Annotated in this window: 20 protein-coding genes and 1 tRNA gene; 10 read left to right on the plus strand and 11 right to left on the minus strand. The window is 63.2% G+C overall.

Annotation, left to right across the window (positions count from 1 at the left end; genetic code table 11):
• The first annotated feature begins 149 nt into the window (after nt 1–149).
• Nucleotides 150–404, plus strand: coding sequence for a hypothetical protein (locus KVY23_RS04730; RefSeq protein WP_075839401.1), 255 nt, complete (start codon nt 150–152; stop codon nt 402–404).
• Between the two features lie 13 nt (nt 405–417).
• Nucleotides 418–1,743 carry a phosphoribosyltransferase gene (locus KVY23_RS04735; protein ID WP_230555705.1) on the plus strand — a complete coding sequence of 442 codons (1,326 nt, stop codon included), beginning with the start codon at nt 418–420 and terminating at the stop codon, nt 1,741–1,743.
• A gap of 21 nt (nt 1,744–1,764) precedes the next feature.
• On the opposite strand, the gene KVY23_RS04740 is transcribed toward KVY23_RS04735, so the two are convergent.
• The 3 genes from KVY23_RS04740 to KVY23_RS04750 are packed head-to-tail and all read right to left on the minus strand — an operon-like array spanning nt 1,765 to nt 4,792.
• On the minus strand, nt 1,765–3,009 hold the full coding sequence (locus KVY23_RS04740) for an NAD(P)/FAD-dependent oxidoreductase (protein WP_206508350.1): 1,245 nt from the start codon (nt 3,007–3,009) through the stop codon (nt 1,765–1,767).
• A gap of 30 nt (nt 3,010–3,039) precedes the next feature.
• Nucleotides 3,040–4,428 (minus strand): cytochrome P450, encoded by a 1,389-nt coding sequence (locus tag KVY23_RS04745; protein ID WP_230555526.1) that lies wholly within the window; start codon nt 4,426–4,428, stop codon nt 3,040–3,042.
• A gap of 43 nt (nt 4,429–4,471) precedes the next feature.
• Complete coding sequence (locus KVY23_RS04750; RefSeq protein WP_075839399.1) at nt 4,472–4,792, minus strand: 2Fe-2S iron-sulfur cluster-binding protein; 321 nt, start codon at nt 4,790–4,792, stop codon at nt 4,472–4,474.
• A gap of 141 nt (nt 4,793–4,933) precedes the next feature.
• Here KVY23_RS04750 and KVY23_RS04755 point away from each other — a divergent pair, with 141 nt between their 5' ends.
• A complete protein-coding gene (locus KVY23_RS04755; protein ID WP_230555527.1) occupies nt 4,934–5,572 on the plus strand; it encodes a TetR/AcrR family transcriptional regulator in 639 nt (212 codons plus the stop codon).
• A 109-nt stretch (nt 5,573–5,681) separates the two neighbouring features.
• Nucleotides 5,682–6,581: a hypothetical protein gene (locus KVY23_RS04760; RefSeq protein ID WP_230555528.1), complete on the plus strand. Its 900-nt coding sequence runs from the start codon at nt 5,682–5,684 to the stop codon at nt 6,579–6,581.
• A gap of 268 nt (nt 6,582–6,849) precedes the next feature.
• Here the strand turns inward: KVY23_RS04760 and KVY23_RS04765 are convergent, their stop codons facing one another.
• The 4 genes from KVY23_RS04765 to KVY23_RS04780 all read right to left on the minus strand — a co-directional run bounded on the left by KVY23_RS04765 (nt 6,850) and on the right by KVY23_RS04780 (nt 12,975).
• Complete coding sequence (locus KVY23_RS04765) at nt 6,850–7,443, minus strand: cutinase family protein (protein WP_230555529.1); 594 nt, start codon at nt 7,441–7,443, stop codon at nt 6,850–6,852.
• Between the two features lie 442 nt (nt 7,444–7,885).
• Entirely contained in the window at nt 7,886–10,123 is a 2,238-nt protein-coding gene (katG, locus tag KVY23_RS04770) for a catalase/peroxidase HPI (protein WP_230555530.1), read from the minus strand.
• Between the two features lie 301 nt (nt 10,124–10,424).
• On the minus strand, nt 10,425–11,849 hold the full coding sequence (locus KVY23_RS04775; protein ID WP_206508508.1) for an acyl-CoA desaturase: 1,425 nt from the start codon (nt 11,847–11,849) through the stop codon (nt 10,425–10,427).
• A 28-nt stretch (nt 11,850–11,877) separates the two neighbouring features.
• Nucleotides 11,878–12,975 (minus strand): ferredoxin reductase, encoded by a 1,098-nt coding sequence (locus KVY23_RS04780; protein ID WP_230555531.1) that lies wholly within the window; start codon nt 12,973–12,975, stop codon nt 11,878–11,880.
• 254 nt (nt 12,976–13,229) lie between these two features.
• Here KVY23_RS04780 and KVY23_RS04785 point away from each other — a divergent pair, with 254 nt between their 5' ends.
• Nucleotides 13,230–14,030: an alpha/beta fold hydrolase gene (locus KVY23_RS04785; RefSeq protein WP_230555532.1), complete on the plus strand. Its 801-nt coding sequence runs from the start codon at nt 13,230–13,232 to the stop codon at nt 14,028–14,030.
• Nucleotides 14,027–15,211, plus strand: a complete 1,185-nt coding sequence (locus tag KVY23_RS04790) for a SpoIIE family protein phosphatase (protein ID WP_230555533.1) — start codon at nt 14,027–14,029, stop codon at nt 15,209–15,211. Before KVY23_RS04785 ends, KVY23_RS04790 begins: the two co-directional genes overlap by 4 nt.
• A 52-nt stretch (nt 15,212–15,263) precedes the next feature.
• Here the strand turns inward: KVY23_RS04790 and KVY23_RS04795 are convergent, their stop codons facing one another.
• The gene (locus KVY23_RS04795; protein WP_230555534.1) at nt 15,264–15,911 is read right to left on the minus strand and encodes a TetR/AcrR family transcriptional regulator; all 648 of its coding nucleotides are present in this window, start codon (nt 15,909–15,911) and stop codon (nt 15,264–15,266) included.
• Between the two features lie 118 nt (nt 15,912–16,029).
• Between KVY23_RS04795 and KVY23_RS04800 the strand changes: the two genes are divergently transcribed.
• The 3 genes from KVY23_RS04800 (at nt 16,030) to KVY23_RS04810 (ending at nt 19,802) form a co-directional block, all read left to right on the plus strand.
• Nucleotides 16,030–16,896: an SDR family oxidoreductase gene (locus tag KVY23_RS04800; protein ID WP_230555535.1), complete on the plus strand. Its 867-nt coding sequence runs from the start codon at nt 16,030–16,032 to the stop codon at nt 16,894–16,896.
• Nucleotides 16,897–16,929: 33 nt separating this feature from the next.
• Entirely contained in the window at nt 16,930–18,414 is a 1,485-nt protein-coding gene (locus tag KVY23_RS04805) for an NAD(P)/FAD-dependent oxidoreductase (protein ID WP_230555536.1), read from the plus strand.
• Nucleotides 18,415–18,608: 194 nt separating this feature from the next.
• Complete coding sequence (locus tag KVY23_RS04810) at nt 18,609–19,802, plus strand: Ig-like domain-containing protein (RefSeq protein WP_230555537.1); 1,194 nt, start codon at nt 18,609–18,611, stop codon at nt 19,800–19,802.
• Nucleotides 19,803–19,821: 19 nt separating this feature from the next.
• Here the strand turns inward: KVY23_RS04810 and KVY23_RS04815 are convergent, their stop codons facing one another.
• The 3 genes from KVY23_RS04815 to orn form a co-directional block, all read right to left on the minus strand.
• A complete protein-coding gene (locus KVY23_RS04815; RefSeq protein WP_230555538.1) occupies nt 19,822–20,568 on the minus strand; it encodes a M23 family metallopeptidase in 747 nt (248 codons plus the stop codon).
• A 348-nt stretch (nt 20,569–20,916) separates the two neighbouring features.
• Nucleotides 20,917–20,992 (minus strand) — tRNA-His (locus KVY23_RS04820).
• Between the two features lie 88 nt (nt 20,993–21,080).
• Nucleotides 21,081–21,683, minus strand: coding sequence for an oligoribonuclease (gene orn / locus KVY23_RS04825; RefSeq protein ID WP_230555539.1), 603 nt, complete (start codon nt 21,681–21,683; stop codon nt 21,081–21,083).
• Nucleotides 21,684–21,768: 85 nt separating this feature from the next.
• Here orn and KVY23_RS04830 point away from each other — a divergent pair, with 85 nt between their 5' ends.
• Complete coding sequence (locus KVY23_RS04830; protein ID WP_230555706.1) at nt 21,769–23,463, plus strand: helicase HerA-like domain-containing protein; 1,695 nt, start codon at nt 21,769–21,771, stop codon at nt 23,461–23,463.
• Nucleotides 23,464–23,474: the final 11 nt, after the last annotated feature.

A 23,474-nucleotide genomic window follows, 5' to 3' on the forward strand; every position in this document is an offset into this window, starting at 1 on the left:
GATGGAGCGGTAAACAAGTGACTTCGGTCCCTACACGCGCGGTGGACGAGCAGGGACGATGGACTCGGCCCGTTGGCAGGTGCGGAACTGAAGTGCGGGCACGACACGTGATGAATACGTGAAAACCTCGGCCCCAACACGATGTTGCAGTGGTGGAGCCCACCAACCCGAGCGGTGCCACGACGGAGGGCGATATGCGAGCTCATTTCTATGCCGACACCATGGAGCGTCTGTTCACCGAATTCGGGGGCCAGGTGCCGCTGCCCGTCATCACCGCGATGGTCCACGAGTGCCGAGAACAACTGTGCACATCGCCCGAAGCAGCGATGCCCGAACTCATCGAGCGCCTCGCCCGCCAACGATTGACCCCCACCGCCCCGGCCGTTCCCGTGGTCGGCATCTAGGAAGCCGATGACGATGGTTGTGTTCGCTGATCGGGTCGAGGCTGGACGATTGCTGGCAGAGCAGTTGGAACACTTGCGTGGCCAGAATGTGGTGGTCTTGGGCTTGCCCCGGGGTGGGGTGCCTGTGGCCTTCGAGGTGGCGGAGGCGCTCGGTGTGCCGCTGGATGTGATCGTGGTGCGCAAGCTGGGGGTTCCGTTTCAGCCCGAGTTGGCTATGGGCGCTATCGGTGAGGGAGGTGCGCGGGTGCTCGACGCATCGGTGTTGGCGCACACGGGGGTTACCGACGAGGAACTGCAGACGGTCGAGTTTCGTGAGCGCGCGCAGCTGGAAGAGCGTGTCTCACGATTTCGGAAGGGCCGTGGGCGCATCGACCTGACCGGGCGGACCGCGCTGATCGTCGATGATGGCATCGCGACAGGATCCACCGCCCGGGTGGCGTGTGAGGTGGCCCGTCACCTGGGTGCGGCGAGAGTCATCCTGGCGGTGCCGGTCGCGCCGGCTGCCACGGTGGGGGACCTGCCTGTCGCCGACGAGGTCGTGTGCGTGTCGACGCCCGAACGGTTCATGGCGGTCGGTCATCACTATCGGGACTTCTCGCCGACCAGTGACGAGGAGGTGGTCGTCCTGCTGGATGCGGCCGAGCGGCGTGTCCGGGCCAGTGCTGCCGGACCCGACTGCGACATCGATGTCGAGATCCCTCTCGGCACAGTCGCTTTGCAGGGACATCTGCACCTTCCCGAGCCGGCGGCTGCTGTGGTGGTGTTCGCCCATGGCAGCGGCAGTGGTCGCCACAGCCCGCGCAACCGGTTCGTCGCCGCAGTGCTCTACGAGGCGGGTCTGGGCACTCTACTGCTCGACCTGCTCACCCCGGAAGAGGAACTCGATCGTGCCAATGTGTTCGATATCGCGCTGCTCGCAGACCGCCTGACGGCGGTGACGACGTGGCTGGGAAGTCGGCCCGACACCGCGTCGTGCCGGGTCGGCTACTTCGGTGCGAGCACCGGAGCCGGGGCTGCGCTGCACGCGGCGGCGGGGGCGGGGGCGCAGATCGCGGCCGTCGTTTCCCGAGGTGGTCGCCCGGACCTCGCGGGCCCACGCCTGGCCGATGTTCGGGCCCCCACGCTGCTGATCGTGGGCAGCGCCGATGAGGCTGTCCTCGAGTTGAACCTGCGCGCCCAGGCCATGCTGCGTTGCCCCAACCAGCTAGAAGTCGTCGAGGGTGCCACCCACCTGTTCGAAGAGCCAGGGACCCTGGCCGAAGCAGCGAACCTCGCGGCCGGCTGGTTCACCCGCTACCTGTTGCCGACCGGCACCGACGACACAATGGGAGATTCCTGATGCTCCCGCGGCGGTCCGGCGTCACGATCTGTCGGTCGAGGGTGCCTTCAGCAGCTCAGTGAGCGAGCTTTCCGGATCTGCCAACAGACTCCGATCTATCGGCACTCGATCATTGAGGGCCCGACGACTGAACATGAATTCCTTTGGCCGGTTGACGCAATCGGCCGCAATCATCTCCCCGTTCTTGAAGTAGAAGCAGGCGAAGCTACGACCAGATTTCGGATCTCCACGAAGCACCACGTCGTCGTACCCGTCGTTGAGGCCAGCGATCTGCAGCTTGAGCTCGTACTGGTCCGACCAGAACCACGGCAGCGCCGAGATTGTCTTCGGCTTCCCGCACATGGTCGCGGCCGCTACCTTGGCGTGCTCGACAGCGTTGGGCACCGACTCGAGGCGCAGGTGGCGATCGTAGCGAGGTAAGAAGTAGCTGGCGCAGTCGCCGGCGGCGACGATGTCGGGGTCACTGGTCAGGCCGCTGCCATCGATGACGATGCCGTTGTCCACCGTCAGGCCTGCGGCCTCGGCCAGCTCGGTGTTGGGTTGGACGCCGATACCGATGATGACGAGATCTGCTTCGAGGAGTTCACCATCAGCCAGACGTACGCCGCGTACGCAGTCATCCCCTTCGATCGCAGCGACTGCGACGCCGGTACGCAATTCGACGCCCTCCTCGCTATGGACGCGAGCATAGAACTCCGACACTTCCGGTGCGGTAACCCGCTGCAGCACGCGTTCAGCGCTTTCCAGAACTGTCACCGAGGTGCCGCCCAGCGTGCGCAGCGAGGCTGCAGTCTCCAAGCCGATGTAGCCCGCACCGATGATGACGACGCGACGGGTATCGGTGAGTCCACCGCGGATAGCCTCGATGTCGGAGGCATCGCGAAGATAGTGCACGCCGGCCAGCTCTGCGCCCGCAATGGGTAGACGGCGCGGACGGGCACCCAGACAGAGCGCGAGCTTGGCGTAGCCAATCTCCTCGCCGTCGCTCAGCGTGACCGACCGTGCCTGGCGATCGATGGCCGCTACCCGGGCGTGACGGATTGTGATGTCTTGCTTCTCGTAGAACTCCGGCGGGCGGATGAGCAAGTCAGCGAGGCTGGACTTGCCCGAGAGATAGGTCTTGGACAGCGGCGGGCGGTGGTAAGGAAGCGCTGGCTCGTCGCCGATGATCAGTATCTCTCCTACCCACCCCTCCTGACGCAGACTGGCGCAGAGCTGCGCGCCCGCATGGCCGCCGCCGATGATGATTGCCCGGTCACTTGCCACAGAGTGCCTCTCCCGCTCGCCATGCATCAGTCAGGCCGGCTGCTTCTTCGTGAGCTCGACCATCATCTTCGAATAGCCTCGAACGAAGTTGGACTGCACGATCTCCGGCTCGCCCAGCACCTCGATATCGGAGAACCGCACCAGCAGCTCCTCCCATAGGATCCGCAACTGCATTTCAGCAAGTCGGTTGCCCATGCATCGGTGCACACCGAATCCGAAGGCCACATGGCTGCGCGCATTGGCGCGGTCGATGATGAGTTCGTCCGGACGCTCGAAGTGGCGCTCGTCGCGATTTCCCGAGGAGTACCACATGACGAGCCTGTCGCCTTTCCGGATGAACTGCCCATTGAGGACCGTGTCTTCCTTGGCGACGCGGCACATGTAGGCCAACGGGGTCTGCCAACGGATGATCTCGGACACCATGTTGGGGATCAACCCGGGGTTGTCCTTGAGCTTGGCGAACTCGTCCGGGAACTTGTTCAGTGCCAGAACACCGCCGGTCATCGAGTTGCGGGTGGTGTCGTTGCCACCCACGATCAGCAGCGTGAGGTTGCCGATGAACTCCATCGGACGATTGATCAGATCCTTGGTGCTCTCGTGCGACTGGAGCAGACTGATCAGGTCGAAACCCGGCTCCTCACCGGCCGCTTTGCGTGCGGCCTTGTCATGCCACAGCTTTGCGAATTCGCGAGACATTTCGATCGCGGCCTCGAACATTTCATCGACTTCGGATGTACCGCCGGTAGCCCCTGAGCTACCTGCGGCCAAGTCGGACAATTCCGCGAGCCTGCGGCGCTGGTCGTAGGGGAAGTCCAGCAGCGTCGCGAGCATCCGCGAGGTCAGCTCTTTCGAGACCAAGTCCACCCAGTCGAAGGGTTGGCCGACCGGCAGGCCGTCGAGGACCTCCTGCACACGTACGCGGATCAGCTGTTCCATCTCTTTGAGGTTCTTTGGTGCCACCACACCCTGCACGGCTTGACGCTGGAGGTCATGCTTGGGCGGGTCCATGGCGATGAACATCTCGACGTCCAGGCCCTCCGGCGGAGCACCGATCACGATGTACGGCTCGGCCGAGAACTGGTGATGGTTCTTGTCGACGGAGAGGATGTCCTCGTGGCGCGTAACCGACCAGAAGGGGCCGAAAGCGCTGTTCGGTTGGAAGTGCACCGGCGCCTCGTCACGCAGGCGCTTGAAGTAGGACTGCCAGCGTCCCTGTCGATACATGAACGGATTGCTCATATCGATTTCCGACAGCGGCACGTCTGCGACGTCGGGAATCGGCGATTCGGTGAAGACCGGTGGCTGGGCGCTCTTGAACGCAGCCCGCTTCGCCTTGCTGTACAGCTGTGCGCCGCGGATCTGTACGGGGAGCGGAATGTTTGCCTGCGCCTTGTCGATCACTTTGTCGAGAACGCTCATGAGTTCGCCTGCCTTGCCATGGCTCGAAGAATGTCGGTGTGCATTACATCTGGAATTCGGGTAGGTGAACCGTCATGCCGTCCATCGCTGCCGAGGCTTTGATTTGGCACGATAGGCGCGAGGTCGCCTGACGTTCGGGCGTCAACTCGAGCATCTCTTCTTCGTCGTCACCCTGCTTGCCTGTCAGGCTCACCCACTCGCTGTCGACGATGACGTGGCAGGTGCCGCAGGCACACTCGCCGCCGCAGTCGCCATCGATACCCGCGACCCCATTGCTGGTCGCGATCTGCATCAGCGACTGTCCCTCGACAATTTCGGTCTCGTGCGATTCGCCTTCATGTGAGATGAAAGTGATTTTTCCCATGCCGTACTTCCTTCCAGCAGATGCACATTGCCTGCCAACTTCCGCGTGGTCGTACCCACTGGAGGACGTCGATCCAACCTAGGAACTGGACAGTTCCTAGTTAATCTATGGCGTGCCAATGCAATGTGTCAAGATTGTTCGATGACCGATCCAGTCGCCGTGGTCCGGCCGTTCAAGGGCGTCAGCGCCGCTGATCGTGTGCGGCAGCGGCGTGACGCACTACTCGACGCGGGGCTCAAAGCGCTCGCGGACGGCTCCCTTGCGTCGGTCACCGTCGACGACGTCAGTGCCCGGGCAGGCCTATCGAAGCGCTATTTCTACGAGCACTTTCGCACCCGGAATGACCTCTTCGCGGCCCTGGTCGAACGACTCATCGAGCAGTTGACCGCAGCCGTCGCCAGCACCTCGCAGGCGCCCAACGCCGGAATGCTCGGTCGGCTACAGGATGCGGTAGTGGGCGTCGTATCGGTTCTGATCGAGGACCCGGGTAATGCACGGCTGTTCGTGGACACTATCGGCGGTGATCAACTCAGAGATACCGTTCAACGGACCGAGCATGCGATGGCCGCCGTGCTCATCGATGTGACAATCGCGGACGCGCAGGTGACGGAAAGAGAACGCACACGTCTGGATATGGCAGGCCTCATCCTCGTGGCGGGGACTGCGCAGGCCGTGAGCGATTGGCTGAACGGCGGCATCGATTTGTCGCGGGCCGAACTGCTCGAGGAAATCGTTCGCTTGGCAGCGGCGGCAATCCGCACAATCCTTCCCGATCTTTGATCCCTTGGTCCATCCCGCCGTCGCACCACCAAGTCGCGCGGGTCTTGACACAGCGTTGATCAAGGCGTTTGACTATGTGTCCGCCCGGGGGCGTTCTGGAGGTTGACGTATGCGCAGCATAGGGATATCGAGTCGGGAGCATCGACGCGGAGCAACCCCCCACCGCGGGATCTTCTCAGTACTGACACTGGTTGCGGTGTGCCTTCTCCCCTTGGCAGTCACCCAGGCAGCGAGCGCAGAACCGGTGGCAGATCCCGGTTTCGCGATCCCCTTCTCTGGGGCGCCTGGCTTTGAGCACTTGGCACCGACGCTGATGACCAGTCCGGATCAGCTCAACCAGCCACTCGGCCAGCAAGCGGCGGACGAGATTGCCGGCCAGATTGGGCTCAGCAGTGCCGACGCGTTATCCGAGCAGCAGTATCGCGACCTCATGGCCGGTGGCGGAGTCGGCGGCAGCCGCGACGCTGCCGACGTGATCGATGCATGCGTCCAGATCCTCACCAACACAAACGGCCGTCCCCTCTATTCCAACGTCAACGGCCACCTCACACCGTCGGTACTGGCCAGCTACGGGCTCTACGTGAACCCCAATGGGCAGCTCCAGAGCCCGGCCAACGCATCCGCGCCGACGAGGCAGGTGAACTCTTTGATCGCTCCAGGGGGTTTTGTGGGCACGTGGATGCGGAACAACGGTGCGACGCGAACCATGATAGCTCTCTATCGATCGGCATACACGATAGAAGCCGTCTATGGCTATGCAGCGCAACAGATTTCGGGTGAATCTCAACTGGTGACAAACACCAAGGGGGGAGTGACGTCGACGGTAGGCATGTCGATGGCGCCGCCGCTCTGGATAGTGAACTTCGCCCTGCTCTACATATTGAAGCCCTCCCTGGCGGCCGCGATGCCTGCCTACTGGACTCCCATTCCTCCGCCGGTCGCCGACGCCGTGAGGTCGAGCCCCACTGGCCAGGTTCCTTTCAGCGACTATGCGTCCTACTTCGGGTAATTCCGCTTTCGCACCGTCACCTCCAGCACGGCTTCGACATTGATCGATGACCGATCCAGTCACCGTGGTCCGGCCGTTCTGTCCCCGGGTTCGATGGAGGTGCTCATCGCCCGCGCCTGGACTCGAAAAGCCAAGCGCGGTAGCAGCTTTCTTTCTTGATGCGAGGGGCCGAGAAGACCGAGAACCCAGCAGGTCACCGTGACGGAACTTCGTCAGCGGCAGGATCGATGACCAGCGCCGGGTCTCGGTCAGCCCTTTTCGGGCGCGTCTACGTTCCGATCATCGACGCAGCGAACGTCGCGCCTTGCGTGGTGCTTCCGTTGGTGGCATACGTCAGGTGGGCGAAGCTGTTGAAGCCTCCGAGTTGGCAGACTGGGTCGCCGAAGTTGCAGAAGCTGCGTGCCCGTGAACCGTACGTGGCGCTGGCTGATTCGATCGTCTGTCGTGTGAGTCCGAGTGGGTTGCCGAACACGACCACGGCTTTGACTCGGCTCGCTACGTCAGCGGGCAACACGGCACCCGTGAAGCTACTGGGTGTCCGGAGCCCAATTGCATTGGAAACCACTGTTGCACCTTGGGAATACCCTCCGAGGATGAACTCGGTGTCAGGGCATGCTGCGGCTACGGAGGTGACGCGCGCGACCAGGTCGCGCGAACCGGGACCGGCACTCGTCTGACCGTAGCTCGCCGCGTAGTTCACCGCGTAGGTGCTGACCGAGCGGCCCGGTAGTTGTGAAGTAACGCTGCTGGCGAATGGGCCACCCGTAATTCCCAGTCCCGGGAATTCACCAGTACCGCGCGCGTACGCGATTTCGACGTCGGAGCACGGCGCGGCCGTGGCAACAGCCGTCGGTATCAACACCGTTGAGGCGACAATAGATGCTACTGCGCACGCTTTGGCTACAAATCGGGTCTTCATGTAGTCCTTTGGGTCGGATGGGTATTTCCGCAGGGAACTCTATCGAGCTTGGGCGCAAATCGCTGTCGAACCTTCTTGCACGGCATGTCAGATGATTTGTGTTTGTCCGAACTGACACGGGCACAGCATATTCAGTGAGCGTGACAGTCGCGTGCGGAACCGCTCAGAGCAACTGTCGGCGCGGCCAGATTGAAGGGGCCACGCGCGCGCAGACACGATGGCTTCGACCACATCTGCTGTGGCGACTGCGGGCAGCAAGATCGATCGGTCCATCGGGAGCACGGGCACCTTGTCCACCACCTGACACCGCTCAACCGTTCACCGAACGCCAACGCCCCGCACATCCGTTTCGGATGTGCGGGGCGTTGGCGTCGATCGGTTCAGCTCACTTCAGGTCGAAGCGGTCGTTGTCCATGACCTTGACCCATGCGGCGACGAAATCGTCGACGAAGCGCTGCTGGGCGTCGGACTGTGCGTACACCTCGGAGAGTGCGCGTAGCTGCGAGTGCGATCCGAAGGTGAGATCGGTGGACGTTGCAGTCCACGTCGGCTCGCCCGTCTTGCGGCTCGTTGCCTGGTAAATGTGCTTGTCCGACTCCGATGGTGCCCACTCGTTCTCGAAGTCGAGCAGGTTGACGAAGAAGTCGTTGGTCAACACTCCGGGGCGATCGGTGAACACCCCGTGCTTGCTTCCACCGTGGTTCGCGCCCAGTGCACGGAAACCGCCGACCAGAACGGTGGACTCCGGTGCCGTCAGCCCCAGCATGTAGGCCCGATCGAGGAACAGCACCTCGAGTGGGGTGTCGGAATCCTCATCGGTCGGGATGAAGTTGCGGAATCCGTCGGCACGCGGTTCGAGCCATGCGAACGACTCGACATCGGTGTTCTCCTGTGAGGCGTCCGTGCGGCCCGGGGTGAACGGAACCGTCACCGAATTGCCTGCATCCGCGGCTGCCTTCTCGACGGCTGCAGAACCTGCGAGCACGATCAGGTCGGCCAGTGACACCTTCTTCGAACCCGAGGCCTTGTCGTTGAACTCTGCCTGGATCCGTTCGAGCACCGGGAGTGTCTTCGCCAGCTCGGCGGGCTCGTTCGCCTCCCAGTTCTTCTGCGGTTCGAGGCGAACCCGAGCGCCGTTCGCGCCGCCGCGCATATCGGTGCTCCGGTAGCTGCTCGCCGATGCCCACGCGGTGTTGATCAGTTGGGTGGTCGACAACTCGGACTCGAGAACAGCCTTCTTGAGCGAGCTGATGTCCTGGTCGTCGATCAGATCATGGTCGACGGCCGGAACAGGGTCCTGCCACAGCTGTGCCTCGGGAACCCACGGACCCTTGAAGCGGGAGACCGGTCCCATATCGCGATGCAGCAGCTTGTACCAGGCCTTCGCAAAAGCCTCTGCCAGCTCCTCCGGGTGATCGAGCCAGCGCCGGGTGATCTTGGCGTAGGCCGGGTCCTCACGCAGGGAGATGTCGGTGACCAACATCGTCGGCGCGCGTCCGGGGCCTCCGAACGGATCGGGGATCGTTCCCGCACCGGCGCCATCCTTGGCAGTGAATTGCCATGCGCCAGCGGGACTCTTGGTGAGCTCCCATTCGTAGCCGTACAGGTTCTGGAGGTAGCCGTTGCCCCACTGGGTGGGTGTGGACGTCCAAACGACCTCGAGACCACTGGTGACGGTGTCCTCGGCCTTGCCCTTGCCGTGCCCGTTCTTCCAGCCGAAGCCCTGCTGCTCGATGGGGGCACCTTCGGGCTCGGGGCCGATCTTGTCCGCGGGACCTGCACCGTGGGTCTTGCCGAAGCTGTGACCGCCGACGATCAGTGCGGCCGTCTCCTCGTCGTTCATCGCCATCCGAGCGAACGTCTCGCGGATGTCGTGTGCAGCCGCGACGGGATCGGGCTCGCCCTCCGGTCCTTCGGGGTTGACGTAGATCAGGCCCATCGTGGTGGCGCCGAGCGGCTTGGCCAGCTCGCGCTCACCGGAGTAGCGCTTGTCGGTGCCCAGCCACGCGTCCTCCGGGCCCCAGAACGTTTCCTCGGGCTCCCACACGTCGGCGCGACCGAATCCGAAGCCGAACGTCTTGAATCCCATGGATTCGAGCGCGACGTTGCCGGCAAGGACCAACAGGTCTGCCCAGGAGATCTTGGTGCCGTACTTCTGCTTGACCGGCCACAGCAACCGACGAGCCTTGTCGAGGTTGGCGTTGTCGGGCCAGCTGTTGAGCGGGGCGAAACGCTGCGCGCCCTGACCGCCGCCGCCGCGGCCGTCGAATACACGGTAGGTCCCGGCCGCGTGCCAACTCATGCGAATGAAGAGACCGCCGTAGTGCCCGTAGTCGGCGGGCCACCAGTCACGCGACTGTGTCATCAGCGAGACCAGGTCGGCCTTGAGTGCGTAGACGTCGAGCCCCTCGAGCGCGGCCGCGTAGTCGAAGTCCGCGCCGAGCGGGTTGGACTTCGAGGAGTGCGCGTGGAGGATCGACAGGTCGATCTGTTCCGGCCACCAGTCCTTGTTCGTCATAGGAGCGTGCCGTTTGGGCTTCGGCGACTCGATGACCGGGTTTTCGCTCTCGCTGGTGCTGTCGGTCTCGGTGGCAGGGGTGGGCGGGCGGCTGTCGGAGGTCACAGTGTTCCTTTCCAATTGCGATGTCCGGCGAAGTGATCACGAACGTGATCAGGTATCGAATGAGTCGGCGCAACCGACACCGGCGATGAAAGCCGATGTACTGCAAGGGAAAGGCCTCGCGCAAGTGCGAGGTGGGTGTTCGCCTCGCGCTTGCGCGGGCGAGACGAACCCGCCTCGCGCCGTGGCCGTTGCCTGACTCATGTTCCCCACGATAAACACGTTCAGCGCTTCGCGCGAGCCTTTTCTGGAATTATTCCAAAAAAAGTTTTCGCGCTACGGACACACGACAGTCGGCGGCGTGTCAGTCGTCGCCGCGGGGTGGGGGAGCGACGTCGACGCCGCCCGAGTTGTGCTCCGGACCGGCTGCCGGATGGCCGGCCGGAACTCGGCTACGCGACCTCGCGGCCTCGCTTTCCGCGGGCGTCTCGTTGAACTTGCGACGCCATGCTTCTTCCGGCCGGTAGGGGCCGGGCTTGGGCCGGGCCTTGCCGCCTGGCAGCGCGAGTCGCGCGATGGTGCGGTGGACCATGCCCCACTGCTGCATCAACGGCCCCGAGTTGTAGGGCAGTTGGTAGCGCTCGCAGATGTCCTTGACCTTGGGGGCGACCTCCGAGTACCGAGTGCTGGGCATGTCGGGGTAGAGGTGGTGCTCCACCTGGTAGCTGAGATTGCCGCTCATAAGGTGGAAGAAGGGGCCGCCGTCGATGTTGGCGGCGCCGACGAGCTGGCGGACGTACCAGCCTCCGCGGGTCTCGTTCTCGACCTCCTCCTGGCTGAAGGTGTACGCCTGATCGGGAAAATGCCCGCAGAAGATGATGCCGTGAGACCACACGTTGCGGATGATGTTCGCGGTGAAGTTGGCAGTCAACGTCGACAGGAAGGTGCTTTCGACGCCGCTGAACCGACGATCGAGCAGGCCTTCGATTCGACTGGTATTGCCGAAGCGGCCCGACCGACGCAGGCGCGAGGCGATCCGCGACTTCTTGCTCTCGCGAAGGCGGCCACCACTTCCGAGCTGTGCCAGCGCGAACGCGCCGGCGCTGACGACCGGCCAGCCGACGTAGTCCTTGACGAACTGTCGACGTGCCTTGCCGGCGATGCCCTTGAGATCGCGGGCCAAATCCTTGAGCGGCTTCTCGCGGCGCCGGATGGCCTCGATGTCGAGGTCGTGCAGCGCGACACCCCATTCGAAGAACGCCATCAGGAGCACGTTGTAGAAGGGCTGCGCCAGATATATCGGATGCCACTTCTGGCGCGGATCGATGCGCATGATCTCGTAGCCGAGATCTTTGTCCTTGCCGCGGATGTTGGTGTAAGTGTGATGCACGTAGTTGTGCGAGTGCTTCCAGGACTGTGCGGTCGAGGCCGTGTCCCAGTCCCATACGGACGAGTGGATTTCAGGATCGTTCATCCAATCCCACTGCCCGTGCATGACGTTGTGCCCGATCTCCATGTTCTCGAGAATCTTGGCGATGCCGAGGCACGCGGTACCAGCCACCCAGGCGGGCTTGCTGGTGGAACCGAGTAGCAGAACTCTGCTGGCGGCGAGGAGCTGACGCTGCGCTGCGATCACCGAAGTGATGTAGTTGCGGTCCTTCTCGCCCAGGCTCGCGTACACCTCATCGTGGATGGCATCGAACTCTTTGGCGAGCTCGGCGATGGTCTCGTCGCTCAAGTGCGCGAGCGGGTTGGCGGGATCTGCCCTGGTGGTGCCGTCTATGGTCATTCGATATTCCTTTCCAAGTGCGACCGAGTCACAGTTCGATCTCTATGTCGCCCTCTGCGGTGTTGACGCAGATGCGCACCGCTTGCCCGGTCGGTTCAGAGACTTCCCCGTTTCGCAGGTCCCGCAAACGCCCCGTTTTCAGCGTGCCGACGCATGTGTGGCAGATGCCGATTCTGCAGCCGTACGTGAGATCGAGGCCTGCTTCCTCGCCTGCGGCAAGGATGGTGGTGCCGCCGTCGCACTCGACGTCCTTCTCGCTGTTGACGAACCGGATGGTTCCGCCCTCGCCGTCGCCGTGATCCCCACCGATGACCGGCTGGAAACTCTCGTGATGGAACCGATCGAAGTCTCCCTGCTCTTTCCAGTAGGACTTCAGGTCTTCGAGGTGCTCGCCCGGCCCGGAGCAGAATGCTTCTCGCTCCCGCCAATCCGGTACCAACTCGTCGAGTTCCGAGGCCTTCATGCGGCCCTCGTCGCTGGTGATGCGCAGTTCGACCCGCAATCCGGGGTGCTTGGACTCGAGTCTCTCGAGCGTTTGCGCGAACATCAACTGCTCGCGTGTGTGTACCGAGTGGACGACGACGACATCGGTCATCCGATCCTGATGATCGAGGCTGCGCAGCATCGAAATGATCGGGGTGATTCCGCTACCTGCGCTGATGAAGACCATCTTGTCCGGAATCGGCTTCGGCAGCGTGAAGGTGCCCTCGACCTCGCCGAGACGGACGACGTCACCCTTCCTGATCCTCCTTACGAGATAGGGCGAGACCTTGCCGTCCGGCACGAGCTTGGGGCTGACACTGACCAGGCCGTCCACCGGATCGGGATCGGAGGTCAGCGAGTAGGCGCGCCAGTGGTAACGCCCGTCGATCAACACCCCCAATCGCACGTACTGTCCCGGGATATGGCCCGCCCACTCGAAGCCCGGCCTGATGAAGACCGAGACGGCCTCGGATCCCTCGGGAACGATCTTCTCGACTTGCCCACGTAGCTCGCGGGTCGTCCACAGTGGATTGATCAGCGCCAGGTAGTCGTCCGGGCGCAGCGGATTGAACAACAACCTGATTGCGCGCAGGAACGACCTGCGAACCAGTGATACCTGGGGTTTTGCCCCGCGCTCTGCCACATATGCAACCTAACCGGCACCGAGTGCCGGGGTGCGGGAATCAGCGAGAAAACTCGAGAAAGTAATCCGAACACTATGATGTGCAAGGGTTTTGGAGTGTGGCAGATCCGTCGAGCGGGCACGTCTGAACATGAGCACGCCAGGCCCCTGGATGAGTGTTCCTCGGCACCTGCAGTACCAAACATGGAAAATGCCGAGAACAAGGCCAGGGCTCGCCGTCCGCTCGACCAGGACGGGAGTGAGAGACTGATTGCGTGGATGTGCGAGTCAAGAACAACGTGAGAGTCGTGGGCGCCGAAAACGGGCCCACGGTCATGCTCGCGCACGGATTCGGATGCGATCAGCACCTGTGGCGCGGGGTGACCCATCTGCTTGCGCCCACCTGTCGCGTCGTCCTGTTCGACCATGTCGGAGCGGGCGCCTCGGACAGAAGCGAGTGGGACGAGGAGAAATACTCCACACTCGAGGCCTATGCCGCTGATGTCGTGACCATCGCGCAGGAACTCGGGTTGCATGGCGCGGTCTTCGTCGGCCACTCGGTAGCGGCGATGATCGGTGTACTGGCGGTCGCCGATCAGCCCGATCTGTTCAGCAAGCTCGTTCTGTTGACCCCATCGCCCCGGTACCTCGACGACACCGACTACCGCGGCGGTTTCAGCCGCGAAGACATAGACGAACTGCTGGAATCGCTGGACAGCAACTACCTCGGCTGGTCTGCCGCCATGGCCCCGGTCATCATGGACAATCCCGAGCGACTCGCGCTGGGCGAGGAGCTGACCGCGAGTTTCTGCCGAACCGACCCGGCGTGCGCCCGAGCCTTCGCGCGCGCAACGTTTCTGTCCGACAACCGCTCGGACCTCGCGCGGGTCACCGTGCCGACGCTCGTCATCGAATGCGCGAACGATTCGCTCGCTCCCCGCGGGGTAGGCAAATACGTCCACGACGCCATCGCCGGAAGTGAGCTCGTCACCTTGGACACGAGCGGTCACTGCCCGCACGTGAGCGACCCAGAAGTCACGGCGGCCGCCGTGTTGGCCTTTGTCGACGCTTCATGAGTGACATCGATCCGCTGCTGCAGGACTCCGCAGAGGACCTGTACGAGTTCGCTCCGTGCGGGTATCTGTCGACGTGGCCTGACGGGACGATCGCGAAAGTCAATGCAACTCTGCTCAATTGGCTGCAATTCGAACGCCGGCACATTCTTGGCCGTCGCTTCGTCGACCTCCTGACCGCCGGGGGCCGGATTCACTACGAGACGCATTTCTTACCTCTGCTGCTCACACACGGCAAGATCGACAGTGCGGCCGTTGATCTCGTGAACTCGCACGGAGAGAAGCTCCCGGTGTTCATCACAGCAAATGTGCGAATGGGCAAGGACGGGGCGCCGGCGCTGATTCGCATCACCGCTCTCGACGCGCGGGACAGGCGCGCGTACGAGCGTGAACTGATCGAGGAACGGCGGCGCGCCGAACTCGAACGCGAACGCGTACAGGTGTTGGCCACCACCCTGCAGCGATCGCTGCTACCACCGTCGCTGACCCCACCGCCGGGCATCGAAGTCGACGCGTACTACCACTTCGCTTCGAACTTCGATGTCGGCGGAGATTTCTACGACTTCTTCCCGCTGACGGATCAACGGTGGGGATTCTTCCTGGGCGACGTGTGCGGGAAGGGCGCCGATGCAGCCGTCGTCACGTCCTCGACCCGATACACCCTCCGCGCAGCAGCAGTGTACGAGCGCGATCCCGTGGCGATTCTGCGCAACCTCAACTCGGTGCTCGTTCGAGAATTCGGAGCCGAGGCATCTCGCTTCTGCACAGTCGTGTTCGGCACTCTGACGTGCCGCGAAGGCGGTGCCGATGTGGAATTGGCCAGTGGGGGTCACCCGCCGGCGCTGGTGTTGCGTGCGGACGGGACCGCCGAGTATGTGGGAACTCCAGGAGGTCAGTTGGTCGGAATTCTGCCGGATGCACGCTTCGTCTCGGCGCGGGTGCGCTTGAGCGTCGGCGACACATTCGTGCTGTACACCGACGGGTTGACCGAAGCGCGAACCGGGACCGGGAGTCACCGATACGACAACGAAGGCGCGCTGCTCGAATTCGCGACCAAGCACGCACCGACTACCGCGTCGGGGATCGTCGGCGCGCTCCGCGAGCTGATGGAGAGCTTCGGCAGCGGGCTCGAGGACGACGCGGCGATCATGGCACTGGGAATCCCGCCGGACGGGAGTTCTTGAACGTATCCCTCCTGCGCCGAACAGCTTTACCAGGAGAAATAGCGGAGGTCAGCTACTCGATCCGCCCGAACGCCACCGCGCCGAGGATGGTGTGCGCGCCGGCGATGGTGCTGTCCAACGGCTCGGATGTCGGATCGAGCAACCACTGTTGAGTCATCATCAGCACAGCCCCGACCAGACCCACCGCGAGCGTGCGCCGATTCGGCCCGGCCAGGCCGTTGGCTCTTCCGGCGGACTCGGCGACGGTAAGGACCGCGTCGACAAACACCGAGGTGGTCTGCCGGTAGAGGGCATCGACCTCGGCCGAGACGCCCAGGACTTCGAGCAGCACGATTCGTGCCGATCGGGGATCCTCGGCGATGGTGCCGAAGAAGTTCGACAGCGCCTGCTGAAGAACCTCCTCCGCAGTCATCTCCGTACCCGGTGGCGCCGGTAAGGGCGCACGGATGCCGTCGAGCAGCGTTGCCGCCGCCCGCGTATAGACAGCCTTCAGCAAATCCTCACTGTCGGAGAAAGATTCGTAGAAGTATCGCTTGGTCACTCCGGCCGCCCCGCAGATCCGATCGATCGATGCGGTTCGATAGCCGCTGGTGCCGAATATCTCGACTGCGGCGTCGAGAATTTTCTCCCGTCGTTCCTCGCGTCGTCGACCGGGCGGTGATCCCCGGTACGGCCGCCCGTCGGGTTCGTCGATACTCACCCGACGATCTTGGCATTGATTCGATTTCGAACCGTCCTTGACACCGGGGCCCGCCGACTGGAAAGTGACACGTAGCAGTTCCCGATCAGGGGGGAACGGAAACTGGAGGCCACGCGCGATGTCGACGCTGTCGAACAAAGTTGTGTTCATCACCGGTGCGGCGCGGGGGATCGGCGCCGAAACCGCCCGCGCGCTGGCAGCGCGCGGATGCCGGCTCGTACTCACCGACGTCGATGCGGTCCCGCTGCAAGAACTGCAGATCGAACTCGGCGCAGTCGCGGTGACCGTCGTCGCCGACGTCCGTGATCTGGATGCGATGAACCGCGCGGTCAAGCAGGGGATCGACGCGTTCGGTGGGATCGACCTGGTACTCGCCAATGCCGGCATCTCCAGCTACGGCTCGGTCATGCAAGTCGATCCGGCCACCTTCGCGCGGGTCCTCGATATCAATATCCTCGGAGTCTTCCACACCGTCCGCGCGACGCTACCCAGCCTGATCGAGCGCAAGGGATACGTCCTGGTCGTGTCATCGCTTGCGGCGTTCGCAGCATGCCCGGGGCTGGCCTCCTACAACGCAAGCAAAGCGGGCGTCGAACACTTCGCCAACGCCCTCCGTCAGGAGGTCACGTACCAGGGCGTCGGTGTCGGCTCAGCCCACATGGCATGGATCGACACTCCGCTCGTGCGGGATGCGAAGAGCGACCTGGCTTCCTTCAGCGAGATGCTCGCGGTGATGCCCGGACCGCTCGGCAAGACCACCTCGGTGGACAAGTGCGTGAACGCATTCGTCGAGGGACTCGACAAGCGCAAGCGCAAGGTCTACGTGCCGAGATGGGTCGCCGTCGCCGAGTTCTTCCGCGGAATCCTCAACTCTGCCATCGGCGATCGTGCACTGCTCGAGCATGTTCCGCGGCTGCTCCCGAAGATGGACGCCGAGGTGGCCGAACTGGGCAGGTCGACGAGCAAACGCAATACCGCACTGTAAATCCACCCGCCCACACGAAAGACGCTCCTGTCGATGACAACAACATCCACCTCGGAAGCCTCGAACCAGACCGGTGTCGAGACGGTCGACTACCTCATCGTCGGGGCGGGGCTGTCCGGTATCGGCGCCGCACATCACCTGCAATCGACACTCCCGGGCAAGTCCTACGCGATACTCGAGAGCCGCGCGGCGATCGGCGGGACGTGGGATCTGTTCCGCTACCCCGGAATTCGTTCCGACTCCGACATGTACACGCTCGGCTACAACTTCCGGCCCTGGGTCGGTGACAAGTCGATCGCCGACGGCGCGTCGATACGCGAATACATCGAGGACACCGCCCGTGAGGATGGGATCGACGCGCACATTCGGTTTCACCACAAGGTAGTCACCGCCGAATGGTCCTCGGCCACCTCGCAGTGGACGGTCCGCGCGATCCGATCCGACACCGGTGAAACAGCGACTTTCGTCGCCTCGTTTCTGATGTGCTGCAGCGGCTACTACGACTACGACAAGGGATACACACCGGAGTTCGCCGGTATCGAGAACTACGGCGGAACCGTCGTGCATCCGCAGCAGTGGCCGGAGGACCTCGACTTCGCAGGCAAGAGGATCGTCGTGATCGGCAGCGGCGCCACGGCCATCACCCTCGCACCGAATTTGGCGGCCGACGCCGCGCACGTGACTCTTCTCCAGCGCTCGCCGAGCTACATCATGTCTCTGCCGGCGAAGGATCCCATCGCACTGGGGCTGCGGAAAGTTCTGCCCTCGCGCGCCGCGTACTCGGTCACCCGTATGAAGAATGCAGTGACGGCGATCGGCATGTACGTCCTGTGCCAGCGCTATCCAGAGTTCATGAAGAAGCGCATTCGCGCACTGCAAGAGGGCTGGTTGCCGAAGGGCTACGACCTCGACACTCACTTCACACCGAACTACAACCCGTGGGACCAGCGACTGTGCCTGGTTCCGGACAACGATCTGTTCCGGGCGATCCGCAAGGACCAGGTCGAACTCGTCACCGACCACATCGACCACTTCACCGACACCGGGATCGCGCTGAAATCCGGCAAGCACCTCGATGCGGACATCGTTGTCACGGCCACCGGACTGAACCTGGTGGCATTCGGTCACGTCACCCTCACAGTGGACGGGCGAGCCGTCGACCTCACCGAGACGATGGCCTACAAGGGCATGATGCTCACCGACGTTCCGAACTTCGCGTTCGTCGTCGGCTACACCAATGCTTCGTGGACACTCAAGGCCGATCTGGTGTCCGACTACATCGCGCGTCTGCTCGAGTACATGGACAAGAACGGCTACCGCGAGGTGCGGCTCGCACGGGATCCGTCGATCGAGGAGGAACCGTTCCTCGATTTCGCTGCCGGGTATGTCCTCCGCGCAGTCGACTCGTTCCCCAAGCAGGGCTCGAAGGCGCCCTGGAAGCTTCGGATGAACTACTTCCGGGATCTCCCGGCGCTCCGATTCGGCAAACTCGTCGACGAGAACATGAGCCTGCGCTGACGAATGCCGTAGCCGAGACGTCACCGAACCGACTGTGACGTAACACCAACCGGGGACCGGACGATTGGTACTCGAACGTTACTCGAAGAACAGCCTGTGCGGTTGGTTGGTTGCGGCCAGGCCTGGCATCATCTGCCTCACGTGTCCGCTCGAGTCGGCGCAAGAAAATCGGTAGTTTCGGGAGTGGAGTGTTCATGGGTATCTCGCGCGGGGTCGTACTGACCGCGGTGGTCACGTTGGCAGCGACAGTCGTGTTGTCCGGCTGTGGAACCGACATCGAAAGCACGGCCGATGCGGCCCCTATCGACTCGAACCCGATTGCCGAACTGCTCAAGCCCAAGCTGACATCCTCCGTCGCCGACGGCGCCGTCGGGTTCTCGCCGGCAGACCCTGTCACGGTGAACGTGGCCGACGGCAAACTCGCGCGGGTCACCATGCTCAACCCGGAGGGCGAACCGGTCTCCGGGGCCATTTCGCCCGACGGCTTGACGTGGAGCAACACCGAGCCGCTCGGCTACGACCGGCAATATCGGATTCAGGCGGACGCCTACGGACTCGGCGGTTCCACCACTACCGTCAGCTCCTTCACCACGAGCCAGCCGGGCAACTTCACCAAGCCGTACGTGATGCCTTTCGACGGTGCAGTCGTCGGTGTCGGTCAACCCGTTGCCGTTCAGTTCGACGAGAACATCACCGACAAGGTTGCCGCCCAGAACGCGATCGAGGTGACCACCACGCCGGCCGTCGAAGGGGCGTTCTACTGGGTCAACAACCGCGAGGTTCGCTGGCGGCCGCAGAACTACTGGGCGTCGGGCACCCGGGTCGAGGTCGACGTGAAGGTGTACGGCCGCGACCTCGGCGGCGGAATCTTCGGTCAGGAGAACGCGAGCACCTCGTTCACCATCGGTGACGCCGTCGTCGCCACCGCCGACGACAACACCAAGCAGGTCACTTTCAACGTCAACGGTGAAGACGTCATGACCATGCCGACGTCCATGGGCAAGAACAGCACACCCACCGACAACGGCGTCTACATCATCGGTGATCGTTTCGAGCACCTGGTGATGGATTCGTCGACCTACGGCGTGCCGGTCAACTCTTCGTCGGGATATCGCACGCCTGTCGACTGGGCCACCCGGATGTCCTACAGCGGCATCTTTTTCCACTCGGCGCCGTGGTCGGTCGGCCAGCAGGGCTCGGTCAACGTCAGTCACGGTTGCCTCAACCTCAGTCCCTCGAACGCCAAGTGGGTTTACGACAACACCAAGCGCGGCGACATCGTCGTCGTGAAGAACACCCTCGGTGGCACGTTGTCCGGAGTGGACGGTCTCGGCGACTGGAACGTGCCCTGGGAAGAGTGGAAGGCCGGCAACGCCACCTCGATGTGAGCGAGGCCGGACCGTTCGGTCAGTCGACTTCAGGGCTCTGGTAGCGGGTGGGATCGATACCGAGCGTCTTCAGGTAGGCGAGCGGTTCGACACTGGACCCGTTGTTCCTGACTTCGAAGTGCAGGTGTGGGCCGGTGGAATTGCCGGTGCTCCCAACGGTGCCCAGCTGATCGCCCGCTTGAACGGTGTCACCGACGTTGACGGCGAGCGTGGACTGGTGAGCGTAGTAGGTGACCGTGTTACCGCTCTTGACGCGGACCAGGTTGCCGTAACCGTCGCCGGCATTTCCGGCCTGTTCGACGGTACCGCCGGTGACCGCGTAGACCGGTGTCCCCGACGCGGCGGCGAAGTCGACGCCCTGGTGGAACTGGTTTCCGTTGCCGGTCGGGCTGTTGCGGTTGCCGTAGTGCGATGAAACCCGGTAGCTCTTCGGTGGCAGCGGAAGGATTGATCCGCCCAGGCCGATGGCCGGGGGAGCGAGATCGATCTCGGGTACCGCCTCGGTTGTGTCGGCCTCAGGAGCCGTCCCGAGTTCCGAATCGAGGATTGCGGCCGCGACCTCGTTGATGAGCACGCCCGTCGCGTCCAGGACGGCAGCGAGGATCGCTGCGCGCTGCGCAGCGTCGGGCATCGGGAACGATGCTGCGGGGAGTTCGATGGTCGGCTGCGCTGCGGCAGTGGCGGGATTGATCAGACCCGTCGTGCCCAGGCATAACGCCGCCGACAACACCGAACCCGCGATGACCCTATGAACTCTTCGACCCACTGAAATGTCTCCTCGTCTCTGCCCGACTTGCGTATCCCTCGTGGGGCTTCGAACTGCTGATGGCGCATTTCGGGGCGCGTCGAATCGACGCTGCGAGTTCACAGCTTCAACATCGGTACTTTTCTTCCCCAAAAGTGCCGTTTGTAACCGTACGTCACATCAATCACATAAGAAACTCTGGTTCGCGAATTACATCATCGTAATTCGTTGTGCGACTTCGTCGCCCGTGTGTGCACGGGTGCCGACGGGGTAGTGCGGGCGCTCTTTCGCGGTCAGGCGACTCGACTGGACGGCGCGGGCACAGCAAAAAACCCGGCCTCCGCGAGGAGGCCGGGTTTCTTGTTCAGGTGGGGTGAGTGACGGGACTCGAACCCGCGACCCCCAGGATCACAACCTGGTGTTCTACCAGCTGAACTACACCCACCAAAACTACGTCAGCTCCGCCCTTACGGGCTTTCGCATCAGCAGCGGAGGTAATACTAGCGGTTCGAATTGCTAGTAGCGAATCGCCCTCAGGAAGGGGTGTCGAGACCCTCGACGACGGCTGCGATGTCGCTGGTCGACGGGCCCGGGGGAGCCGCGAAGACAGTCTGACGGTAGTACTGAAGTTCCTTGATCGATTCCTGGATGTCTGCCAGCGCGCGATGCGCCAGACCCTTCGGTGGCTGACCGAAGTACACCCGCGGGTACCAACGGCGCGCCAGCTCCTTGATCGAGCTCACATCGATCATGCGGTAGTGCAGATACGTGTCCAGCTCACTCATGTCCCGGGCGATGAAATTTCGATCGGTGCCGATCGAATTGCCGGCCAGCGGGACCGTACGCGCGACGGGGACATGTTCGCGGATGTAGGCGAGGGTCCGCTGCTGCGCTTCCTCGAGGGTTACGGTCGAGGCCCGTACCTCCTCCGTCAGCCCCGATTTGTGATGCATCTTCTTCACCACGTCGGGCATGTTCGCCAGCGCCTCGTCATCGGCGTGAATGACGATGTCGACACCCTCGCCGAGCACATTCAGGTCGCTGTCGGTGACGAGCGCCGCAATCTCGATGAGTTTGTCCTTCGCCAAATCCAGGCCGGTCATTTCGCAATCGATCCACACAAGTTTGTCCTGCACAGCTCACACCCTAATCCGACCGGGTACGCCGCTAAGGTTTGCGGTGTCGATGCGAAGGCAGAAGCCACGGGAGGAACAGCAGAAGATGACACTCGATCCGGAGTCCTCGGCCGAGAAAGCAAGAGTCGCCAGGGCCGCGGCCGTCGAAGCCGCCCGTGTCGCCGCCGAAGCTCTTGCTGCCGCCGAAGCCGCCGAAAACGAGGCCGCTCGCGCTACCGCGGCATCATCGATGCGGCCCGACGGCGCCGCCTCGGAGCCGACAGGCATCGCTCGCGAGATCGCGGCGGGATACGCCTTCGACGGTGCTGCCCTCGAACTGGGTTCGGTCGTATTCGACGGCACTGCCGACCCTGGCGCCAGGATTCGCATCCCGCTCGCCACGCTCAATCGTCACGGACTGGTTGCGGGGGCGACCGGAACAGGCAAGACCAAGACGCTCCAGGGCATCGCGGAGCAGCTCTCGGCCGCAGGCGTTCCAGTCGTCATGGCCGATGTGAAGGGCGATCTGTCCGGGTTGTCCGCACCTGGCATCGACAACGAGAAGATTCGCGACCGCGCTGCCGCCACGGGCGAAACGGACTGGCAACCCACCGGATACCCCGTCGAGTTCCTCTCATTGGGCACAGATGGGATCGGGATACCGGTGCGGGCGACAATCACGGCGTTCGGTCCCATCTTGCTCAGCAAAGTTCTGGGACTGAACAAGACTCAGGAGTCCACGCTCGGTCTGGTGTTTCACTGGGCCGACAGCAACGGGTTGGCACTGCTGGACCTGAAGGACCTTCGTGCCGTCATCGCACACCTGACCTCGGACGAGGGTAAGGCAGACCTGAAGGGCATCGGGGGAGTGTCCACGGCGACAGCGGGTGTCATCCTGCGGGCGCTGGTCAATCTCGAAGCCGACGGTGGTGACACGTTCTTCGGCGAACCCGAGCTCGAGACCGACGATCTCCTGCGTCTCGACGACGCGGGACGGGGGATCATCTCGCTGTTCGAGCTGGGGGCACATGCAACGCGTCCGAAGATGTTCTCCACATTCCTGATGTGGGTGCTCGCCGAACTGTTCCAGACGCTGCCGGAGGTGGGCGATGTCGATAAACCCAAACTCGTCTTCGTCTTCGATGAGGCGCACCTGCTGTTTGCCGATGCGTCCAAGGCATTTCTCGAACAGGTGGAGCAGACCGTCAAGCTCATCCGGTCGAAGGGAGTCGGCGTGATCTTCTGCACCCAGCTGCCGACCGATGTGCCGAAGGAGGTTCTCTCGCAGTTGGGTGCGCGCATCCAGCACGCGCTGCGGGCCTTCACCCCTGACGACGAACAAGCGCTGAACAGAACAGTGCGCACATACCCCACAACCGATGTCTACGATCTGAAGAAGGCTCTGACCTCGCTCGGCACGGGCGAAGCAATCGTGACCGTCCTCGCCGAGAACGGTGCCCCGACCCCGGTGGCCTGGACCAGAATTCGGCCGCCGCGGTCGTTGATGGACACCATCGGTGAAGAAGCGATCCGCTCGGCCGCCGGATCGAGCGCATTGGGCTCGCGGTACCACGCCACCGTCGATCGCGAGTCTGCCTACGAGAAGCTGACGGCCCGACTCGCGAGCACGCCGAGCGAGGCAGAGAGGTTCGATATCCCCCCGCTACCGTCCGAGGGGCCATCGGCCGCAGAGCGCATCATGGCCAATCCGGCGGTGGAGAGCTTTCTGAGATCTGCGGCCTCCGCTGCGGGACGAGAGATTTCGCGCAGCATTTTCGGGACGGGCCGCCGCCGTAGGTGAGCGGAAATACG

This window comes from Rhodococcus sp. I2R (assembly GCF_020889545.1).
In the GTDB taxonomy this organism is placed as follows: domain Bacteria; phylum Actinomycetota; class Actinomycetes; order Mycobacteriales; family Mycobacteriaceae; genus Rhodococcoides.

Coding starts and splice junctions, on each gene's coding strand:
- KVY23_RS04735 (WP_230555705.1), top strand. CDS start 418: ATGGTTGTGTTCGCTGATCGGGTCGAGGCTGGACGATTGCTGGCAGAG.
- KVY23_RS04745 (WP_230555526.1), bottom strand. CDS start 4,428: ATGAGCGTTCTCGACAAAGTGATCGACAAGGCGCAGGCAAACATTCCG.
- KVY23_RS04750 (WP_075839399.1), bottom strand. CDS start 4,792: ATGGGAAAAATCACTTTCATCTCACATGAAGGCGAATCGCACGAGACC.
- KVY23_RS04755 (WP_230555527.1), top strand. CDS start 4,934: ATGACCGATCCAGTCGCCGTGGTCCGGCCGTTCAAGGGCGTCAGCGCC.
- KVY23_RS04760 (WP_230555528.1), top strand. CDS start 5,682: ATGCGCAGCATAGGGATATCGAGTCGGGAGCATCGACGCGGAGCAACC.
- KVY23_RS04775 (WP_206508508.1), bottom strand. CDS start 11,849: ATGACCATAGACGGCACCACCAGGGCAGATCCCGCCAACCCGCTCGCG.
- KVY23_RS04790 (WP_230555533.1), top strand. CDS start 14,027: ATGAGTGACATCGATCCGCTGCTGCAGGACTCCGCAGAGGACCTGTAC.
- KVY23_RS04800 (WP_230555535.1), top strand. CDS start 16,030: ATGTCGACGCTGTCGAACAAAGTTGTGTTCATCACCGGTGCGGCGCGG.
- KVY23_RS04805 (WP_230555536.1), top strand. CDS start 16,930: ATGACAACAACATCCACCTCGGAAGCCTCGAACCAGACCGGTGTCGAG.
- KVY23_RS04810 (WP_230555537.1), top strand. CDS start 18,609: ATGGGTATCTCGCGCGGGGTCGTACTGACCGCGGTGGTCACGTTGGCA.
- KVY23_RS04830 (WP_230555706.1), top strand. CDS start 21,769: ATGACACTCGATCCGGAGTCCTCGGCCGAGAAAGCAAGAGTCGCCAGG.